We start from the raw sequence: 8,870 nt of genomic DNA, 5'->3' as shown, positions 1-8,870 counted from the left end.
AAATAACACCTTGTTTTGAAAATTCAAAATCTTGCATTATGGTTAATTTATTAAATGGCTATGGGGCGGGTACTACAGAACTTTTTGTATTAAGATGCAATGATCTTATTTTATCAAAATATTTATATTATATAATTAAGAGTACTGATTTTATTGAGAATGGTAAAAATTTTATGACGGGAACTGCTGGGCAACAAAGGATTCCAAGATGGTATATTGAAAATTATATAATTCCCCTTCCCCCTCTCGAAGAACAGAACGAGATTGTCCGTCGAGTGGAGAAGCTCTTTGCGCTTGCTGATTCTCTTGAGGCAAAATACAAAAAAGCTTATGAGCGCGTGGAAAAACTGGAGCAAGCTATACTTGCTAAGGCATTCCGCGGTGAACTGGTAAAGCCGGATCCAAATGATGAACCGGCTGAGGAATTGCTAAAAAGGATCTTAGAAGAGAAGGCAAAACTGGAAGACGGAAAGAAATCGAAAAGAAGGAGAACAAAAAATGTTGAATAAAGTATCAAAATTTTTACTTGTTTCTACTTCTTTTGCTCCTGTTTTTTTAACACTCTGGTTTGCTGAATTTTCAAAATCCTGGGATATAAAGAGTGGAATCTGGTTTTTAATAATAGCGATTGTATTAGTATTTCTTTGTTTGTTAATACTTACATTAGCCAAAAAGAAACTTGAAAAATTGCCTGTTGTTATTCAGTCAATATCTACTTCAGACAAAGAAATTGTTGGATTTATTTTAGTTTATTTGCTGCCATTAATCAATCAGTCAGCATTTCAAATAGAACCCAAATTGTTATATTTTGTCCTTGGACTGTTTTTTGTCAGTATTTTTACAACAAATAGTTATCATTTTAACCCTATTCTTGGTTTTTTAGGTTTCCATTTTTATGAAGTTACAATTGATGGTGGCATTACTTATGTCTTAATAACCAAAAAAAACCTAACAAATACAAAAAATATCAAAACAGTTGTTCAGATTGCTGAATATATGATTTTAGAAATTGAGGACAAAATAAGATGAAATTAAACCTTCTTGCCTTAATGACAGATAATTCTCTGCGCAGAATTGTTTCAAACGGTGATTTACAGAATGAATTGACAAAGTATTTTCTCGAGATAAAAAGTCAATTTGAAAAAAATAAAGAGGAAGTCGATTTTGACGGTCGTTATTCTGTAGATGAAGATCAAATTCTAGTTATTAAAAATTACAACATATCTGAAAACATATTAAATGCAGTAGAAAATCCTTTAACTTTAAATATATTAAAATTGAAAGATGAGGTTGATTATATCAAATCGTTATTGTGTGGTATAGTCGATAAAACAAATACTAACAATACTTTTGTGATTTTTCAATCTTTTGACAGAAGAAAAGTTTTGTCTAAATCTTTTACTTTGTTAAACACGAACGATACTTACACTAAGCTCAGTGATCCAGGATTAATAATTAATGAACGTATTGATTTGCTTTATCGACAAAATAAAATTTTGTTTTTGTCATTCCATAATGCCAGAAAAATTTTTGACTTATCAGATTACTATAAGGAAGCGACAAATGAAGATTTAAAGGAATTTGTAAAAATAGGCATCATTAATGTTGAAGATGAGAACTGGTTTATTGATAATGCTGATTCCGTAATAAGAAAAAAGGTTGCACTTTTACAAAAAAATCAAGTGTTATCGAATACTACATTAGTTAATATACAGAAGCAGGCAGCAAAATTTGGCTTGGAAATTACCGTTAAAGACAACAAGATACATTTGCCAAAAGACAAAGCCACAATAAAAAACATAATAAAGTTTTTAGACGAAGATTATTTCATTGCACCACTTACTGGCAGACAATGTATCACAAATTCTAAAAGATATTTACAAGACAATACTTCCACTAGTCCGGTGCATCGGTAGAAGAAAAGTTAGGTTGATGTGGGGAGCTTGCAAAAGAACAAAACCATACTTGCCCCTGTTTGTGAAAATAAAAAATTCGAGATAAAATAAATGTTAATACTGGAATACTGGAAATTATAGGAAAGGTCTTTTAACACAAGAGAAGCGTAAAATGCTCATTATTAAAACACTCCCCCTTCCCCCTCTCGAAGTCCAGCAGCGTATTGTTTAGTGGATCGAGGCCGAGCGGAAGGTGGTTGAGGGTTGTCGCGAGCTTATTAAAACATACAAAGAAAAAATCAAGCGGGTAACTGACAAGGTATGGGGAGGTGAATATGAATGATTCGTACCACATCCCTCTCACAGCTGCACCTATACGCTATTAAAACTATACAAAGCTATTAAACGTTACACGCCATGTCCACATTCACAAAAAAACTTTTATTTTACAAATTCCCCACTACTCTCATGGCCATTTTAATTTCTTCAGTTCTTTCCTGAATATACTTTTTGTGAGCTTAATGAGCCTCTGGCAAATAGCTTTAATTTCATCCTCTTATTTAATTGGAATAAACCCTGCCTCTTTCACTATTGCTTGTCCTTCATCAGAAAGCATGAAATCTATGAATGCCTGCGCGGCTGGTTTTATCTTTACTTCATTCACATACATGTAGAGCTTTCGTGCAATTGGGTATTTGCCACTTTTGCCATTTTCTATTGTTGGTTCTACATTATTTACAAATAATGGTTTAACTTTTTCATTCAAATAGCCATAGCCCACATACCCAATTGCCTTTGGGTTTTGTGATACAGTCTGTACGATAGCTCCGTTAGAAGCTTGCAGCAGTGCATCTTTTCGCACTTCAACATGTTTCATTACCTTTGATTCCCATACCTCAAATGTCCCTGAGCTTGAATCACGCGAAATAACAACTATTGCTTCATCTTTTCCCCCAACATCCTTCCAGTTTTTGACCGAGCCATCATAGATTGCCTTTAACTGATGCAAAGTAAGATTTGATACAGAATTTGAAGGATGGACTATAGGAACTATCATATCAAATGCTATCGGCACCTCTTTTATGATCTCACCTTTACGTTGGGCTAGTGCCAATTCTTCTGGATGCATTTCACGTGAGGAATTTGCAATATCACAGCTGCCATCTATAAGGGACTTAATGCCATCGCCCGACCCTGTACCAGAAAGCGAGATAACAATTTTATTTTTTTCATAGAAAACCTCTGATGCTTTCTGGGTAATGGGCAACACTGTTGTTGACCCTTTTACAACAACCTTATCCCTTGACTCTTTAGAACATGATACACTAAGTGCTAATGCTATAAGAAAAGCTATAACAATGCGTACACTCTTTTTGATTTTCATATCATAACCTCCAATTGGGAATAGAATTTCATTCTTATAAACACACCTTTCACTATTTATACTTATACCCTATGAAGTGCCCCAATCTTTTGCAACTTTTTTTTAATAAAAAAGCGCTACATTGCTGTAGCGCCCTAAAAAACACTTTATGTGCACCACTATACCTAGTCAGTGAGCGGTATAAACCCTGTTTGCTTTACAATCTGCTGTCCTTCTTTTGAAAGGATAAAATCTATAAAAGCCTGAGCTTCAGGTTTTATTTTCACTTCATTCACATACATGTACAATTTACGGGAAATTGGATACACGCCTGATTTGCCATTAGGGATTGTAGGTTCAACACCATTCACAGTAAGTGCTTTTACCCTGTCATCAAGATAGCCAAATCCAATGTAACCGATAGCTCTTTTATTCTTTGCAACTACTGATACTATTGCACCATTGGATGCCTGCAACAATGCATCCTTACGAACTTCTGATTTTTTCATTACTTTACTTTCCCATACCTCAAATGTACCAGAGCTTGAGTCACGTGAAATTACAACTATCCGTTCATTGTTGCCACCTACCTGGCTCCAGTTGGTGATAGCTCCTTCATAAATTGCCTTAAGCTGTGCCATTGAAAGGTTTTTTACTGGATTTGAAGGATGCACAATTGGGACTATCATGTCATAGGCAATGGCAACTTCCTTAATCTTTTCGCCTTTTGATCGTGCCAAACTCAGTTCTTCGGGTTTCATTTCTCTTGAAGAATTTGCAATGTCACAGCTACCATCAATGAGCGATTTTATCCCGTCTCCCGAACCTGTACCAGAAAGGCTTATTACTATCTTTGTCTTTTCATAGAATGCTTCCAGTGCTTTCTGAGCTATCGGCAATACTGTTGTTGAACCTTTAATAACTACCTTGGAACCTTTAGTTTGTGAAAAACCAATTGACAATGAGCCTATTAGGGCTATCATCATAAAAATTAAAAAACTCTTGACCTTCATTATGGCCTCCTGTTATATTTTAATAACTACTGCAAATCACAGAAGTTACTTTTATCTAGTCTATACATACCCCTGTGATATGAAAATTTTATAAAGATACAATTAATTTTCTATTTGTAATTATTGAAGTGTTTCAGTAAAATTTTGATAGTGACAAAATCTTAACATTTTCTTTACATTATCATTATAAATCCTTAACTTTAAGGTGATTGGATTTGCGTAAGATACTATTTTCATGAGTATAAACATAAACTATAATGGTGATATATGGCTGATAACACTGCAAAGGTAAAAGCTGAAAACCTTTCCTTTTTCTATGGCCAAAATCAGGCACTTTTTGATATTAATCTTACTGTTTATCCAAATACTGTTATGGCGCTTATTGGTCCTTCAGGGTGCGGCAAGTCCACTTTCCTTCGTTGTATAAACAGGATGAATGATATTATCCCCTACACACGGGTAGAAGGTGAATTAACTATAGATGGCCAATCAATATACCATACCAAATATGATGTAACCCAACTGCGCCGCAGGGTTGGTATGGTGTTCCAAAAATCAAATCCATTCCCTAAATCTATTTTTGACAATATTGCCTATGGACTAAAAATAAATGGTATAAAAGACAAGTATACCATTGAACGCATTGTTGAAGACTCCCTCAAGCGCACTGCGCTATGGGATGAGGTAAAAGACAGGCTCAATGATTCAGCAATGAGTTTATCCGGTGGTCAGCAGCAACGGCTCTGTATTGCACGCACCATTGCAGTACAGCCTGAAATTATCTTAATGGATGAACCGGCATCAGCTCTTGACCCCATATCAACACAAAAAATTGAAGAACTCATTCAGGATTTAAAGAAGCAGTACACTATTATAATTGTCACCCATAACATGCAGCAGGCAGCTCGTGTAAGCGATTACACCGCATTCTTTTATATGGGAAAGCTCATTGAAGTAAATAAAACCGAAATTATGTTTACAAAGCCCGAAAAACAGATGACCGAAAATTATATAACCGGAAAATTTGGTTAATAAAGAAAGGAGAAGATAATGCCAACACATCTTGAACAGGAACTTAATGACTTATTGCGCAGGATACTTGAAATGGCAGATATTGCCATTGAATCAGTGGCTGATGCAGTACAGTCCCTTAAAACAATAGATGTTAAATTAGCAGAAAAGGTAATACAGAAGGACACTGTCCTTGATAAACTGGAAGTATTAATTGACGAAGAGTGTGGAAGAATCCTTGTAACAAAACAGCCAGCCGCAGCCGATCTGAGACTTATTTTGGCAATTCTTAAATCAAATACTGACCTTGAGCGCATAGGTGATCTTGCAACTAATATTGCTAAAGAAACAATACGATTAGAGGGCAAATCGCTTTTAAAACCACTTATTGATATTCCCCGTATGACCGAAATCTGTATTAAAATGATAAAATTGGCATTTCAGGCAATAACCGAGAAAAATATCAACTATGCTCGACAATGCCTTGACCTTGATAAGGATGTGGATGAACTTAACATGCAGATAAATCGTGAACTATTTAGCTTTATGGTGGAAAACCCTGCAACCATATCACCAGCATTTGGCCTTATCATGGTAGCAAAAGCGTTAGAGCGCATAGGTGACCATGCAACCAATATTGCTGAAAGGGCAATTTATTTCATTGAAGGTCAAGACATCAGACATCAGGAGTAGTTCATGCCAAAAATTTACGTAGTGGATGATGAAAAGGATATCCGCGAGATACTGAAAGTCAATTTACAAAAAAATGGGTTTGATGTTTACACATTTGCGTCAGCAGAAGAGGTTTTAAAACAATTAGCTATCGCCAAACCTGACCTTTTAATTCTTGATATAATGATGAGTGGTATGGATGGCTTTGATTTATGCAAGCAGATTCGCGCATCGCATAATTTTAAAGATATACCCATTTTATTTCTTTCAGCAAAATCGGCAGAACTTGATAAGGTGTTAGGGCTTGAATTAGGAGCCGATGATTACATCACCAAGCCATTCAGCATCCACGAACTCATTGCTCGCGTCAAAGCAATTCTAAGGCGCGTTCAGTCAAGAGAAGAAAAAACAAAAGATGTTTTAACGTGTAAAGGCATTCAATTGTATCCTGAAAAATTCTTGGTAACTATCGACAACAACCCCATCGATTTAACAAAAACTGAATTTCTTATTTTAAAACTTTTTATGCAATATCCTGGCAAGATTTTTTCCAGAGATAATATCATCGACAGCATCCGTGGCGATAATGTGTATGTTATTGACAGAACGGTTGATGTACATATTATGAATTTACGGAAAAAATTAGGTCAATACAAGGAAATCATTAAAACGTACTCTGGCGTTGGGTATGGATTAAAAGGGTAAAGCGTAATGATAAAAAGTCTCAGATCAAAATTAATAATTGTGTATTCGATTGCATTAATTTTTTTTATTTCATTTCTACTTTTTTACATTCACAAACACATACAAAATGAATTTACCTCTTTTTTAAGAGACGAACTTAAGCAAAATATTGAGTATATACACACTTACTGCCAATCATTCCACAGACCTATTAATAAAAATTTTTTTAATTATGAGATAGTAACTGCATTAAAAAATGTAGCACAAAAAAGCTCCTTGCGAATAACCATCATCCAACATGATGGTACAGTGCTCTTTGATACCGATGCTAATCCTGAATTGATGGAAAACCATTCCTATCGCCCTGAAATTCTTGAAGCACGTAAAAATGGTACAGGGATGTCAATTAGATTCAGCAATACCATAGGTGCTGATATGTTGTACGTGGCCTCCTTTTACGACTCTTACTATATCCGTACTGCAAAATCTTTGACAAACATCAATACCTTAATTGAATCACTAACAAAAAATATTCTTTTTACAGGTATCATTGTCCTTATTATCAGTATTGCAGTTACAGCAATTTTTGCAAACATGTTCACAAAGCCTATTAAAGAATCAGTTCAGTTTATAAATAAATTCTTCAATGGTGATCTTACCGCACGTATACTCAATTACAACGACGATGAAATGGGTTATTTACAGAAATCCATGAATCTATTAGCTGATAACATACAGCAACGCATCAATGAGCTCACCAATGAAAAAAATAAACTCTTTATGATTATAGAAAGCATCCATGACCCCATAGCACTCATAGACGAAGACAAAAAGATTGCCATTTACAATAAAGCATTTGCCAATTGCTTTGAATACCCTGAAAATATTACCAATAAATACTATTTCACAGTTATTCGCCACAGCGAGTTAAACGCCAAGATACACATTGCTTTTTCTCAAAAACAGCGGATCTCTTTTGAAGAGACAATAGCTGGCAACCATTTTCAGATTTTTATCTATCCTTTCACTGAGCCTGCAAAAGGAATTCTGCTACTCATGCATGACGTCACCGAACAGAAGCGCATTCAGCAACTGAAGTCTGATCTTGTAGGCAACCTTTCACATGAATTAAAAACCCCTATCAGCATTATACGGGGCTACCTTGAAACAATTAAAGACAACATCTGTGATCAGAAAACAGCAGAGCAATTCATTGAAAGTGCTCTTACCAATGTTGAACGACAGAACGCAATTATCAACGATATGCTGAAGCTCAATCAATTAGAAACATCTTCGTACCCTGTTACCGAATCAATTAATCTTAAAAAAATAATTAATCAATGCGTAGAACTGCTTATGCCAAAAATTCAGAAAAAAAATCTGGCGATAGTTATGGATATTGAATCACTGCCACAAAAAGTTTTAGGCAATGCATTCCTTGCCGAAGAGATATTCTTCAATTTAATAGATAATGCAATTAACTATAACAATGAGAAAGGCTCAATAACCATAACCGCCACTAAAAATTCTCAATCCCTCTCAATCCATATCACCGATACGGGCATTGGTATACCACACGACGAAATCCCCAGGATTTTTGAGCGCTTCTATCGTGTAGATAAAAGCCGCTCACGTGAAACTGGTGGCACAGGATTGGGACTTTCAATTGTAAAACACGCTGCACTAATACTTGGATGGACAGTTGGGGTAACTTCTTCATCAAATGGTTCAACTTTTACAATTACAATACCACATTAGTTTTTTACATTTTTTAGTCACTACTAAGGAAATATTTCCCTTGTAGTATTCATTTTATATAAATACTACAATATTTGTTCATAGCGCAATGCCTACATGAAATTAATTGCTGTGTAAGTATATATACAACTCCCAATGCTAAACTTAGCAATGTTAATGCAAGATATATTCCACTAAACGTGGTATATGATATCACAGCACCATATACAAAAGGAAACAATAAAAAAATAATAATTAGCACTGTGCATATATTTCCATAAAATTGAAACTTTTCATAATCAACGTTATTATTCCTAAAAATTACTTTTGCAAGTTTACCAAATCCTTTATCACAATATTTGCCAAAATAATAACAATACTTGCATACACACGATAATGTAAACATCAATAGGAATATCACAAAAAATATATAAGCATAGAATACAATAACCTCATTATATGTAATAATTAAACCATTTAAAAAAATGGTAATGA

Annotated in this window: 9 protein-coding genes; 7 read left to right on the top strand and 2 right to left on the bottom strand. The window is 34.7% G+C overall.

Annotated features, from left to right (window positions below):
• The 3 genes from N3F66_06940 to N3F66_06930 form a co-directional block, all read left to right on the top strand.
• On the top strand, nucleotides 1-509 hold a 509-nt coding region (locus N3F66_06940; protein MCX8123885.1), incomplete at its 5' end, for a restriction endonuclease subunit S.
• Entirely contained in the window at nucleotides 499-1,029 is a 531-nt protein-coding gene (locus N3F66_06935) for a hypothetical protein (protein MCX8123884.1), read from the top strand. The genes N3F66_06940 and N3F66_06935, both read left to right, overlap by 11 nt.
• On the top strand, nucleotides 1,026-1,916 hold the full coding sequence (locus N3F66_06930; GenBank protein ID MCX8123883.1) for a DUF4868 domain-containing protein: 891 nt from the start codon (nucleotides 1,026-1,028) through the stop codon (nucleotides 1,914-1,916). Before N3F66_06935 ends, N3F66_06930 begins: the two co-directional genes overlap by 4 nt.
• Before the next feature lie 535 nt (nucleotides 1,917-2,451).
• Here the strand turns inward: N3F66_06930 and N3F66_06925 are convergent.
• Complete coding sequence (locus N3F66_06925) at nucleotides 2,452-3,279, bottom strand: PstS family phosphate ABC transporter substrate-binding protein (protein MCX8123882.1); 828 nt, start codon at nucleotides 3,277-3,279, stop codon at nucleotides 2,452-2,454.
• A 164-nt stretch (nucleotides 3,280-3,443) separates the two neighbouring features.
• Complete coding sequence (locus N3F66_06920) at nucleotides 3,444-4,271, bottom strand: phosphate ABC transporter substrate-binding protein (protein MCX8123881.1); 828 nt, start codon at nucleotides 4,269-4,271, stop codon at nucleotides 3,444-3,446.
• A gap of 267 nt (nucleotides 4,272-4,538) precedes the next feature.
• Between N3F66_06920 and pstB the strand changes: the two genes are divergently transcribed.
• Genes pstB through N3F66_06900 form a run of 4 tightly spaced genes read left to right on the top strand, consistent with a single transcriptional unit; the run spans nucleotide 4,539 to nucleotide 8,396 of the window.
• Nucleotides 4,539-5,303 (top strand): phosphate ABC transporter ATP-binding protein PstB, encoded by a 765-nt coding sequence (pstB, locus tag N3F66_06915; protein MCX8123880.1) that lies wholly within the window; start codon nucleotides 4,539-4,541, stop codon nucleotides 5,301-5,303.
• A gap of 18 nt (nucleotides 5,304-5,321) precedes the next feature.
• Nucleotides 5,322-5,975: a phosphate signaling complex protein PhoU gene (phoU, locus tag N3F66_06910; GenBank protein MCX8123879.1), complete on the top strand. Its 654-nt coding sequence runs from the start codon at nucleotides 5,322-5,324 to the stop codon at nucleotides 5,973-5,975.
• Between the two features lie 3 nt (nucleotides 5,976-5,978).
• Entirely contained in the window at nucleotides 5,979-6,659 is a 681-nt protein-coding gene (locus tag N3F66_06905; protein ID MCX8123878.1) for a response regulator transcription factor, read from the top strand.
• Between the two features lie 6 nt (nucleotides 6,660-6,665).
• The gene (locus N3F66_06900; GenBank protein ID MCX8123877.1) at nucleotides 6,666-8,396 is read left to right on the top strand and encodes an ATP-binding protein; all 1,731 of its coding nucleotides are present in this window, start codon (nucleotides 6,666-6,668) and stop codon (nucleotides 8,394-8,396) included.
• Nucleotides 8,397-8,870: the final 474 nt, after the last annotated feature.

This window comes from Spirochaetota bacterium (genome assembly GCA_026414805.1).
Taxonomy (GTDB): domain Bacteria; phylum Spirochaetota; class UBA4802; order UBA4802; family UB4802; genus UBA4802.
Note: the sequence above shows the minus strand (reverse complement) of the source record. Positions and strands in the feature narration are given on the sequence as shown.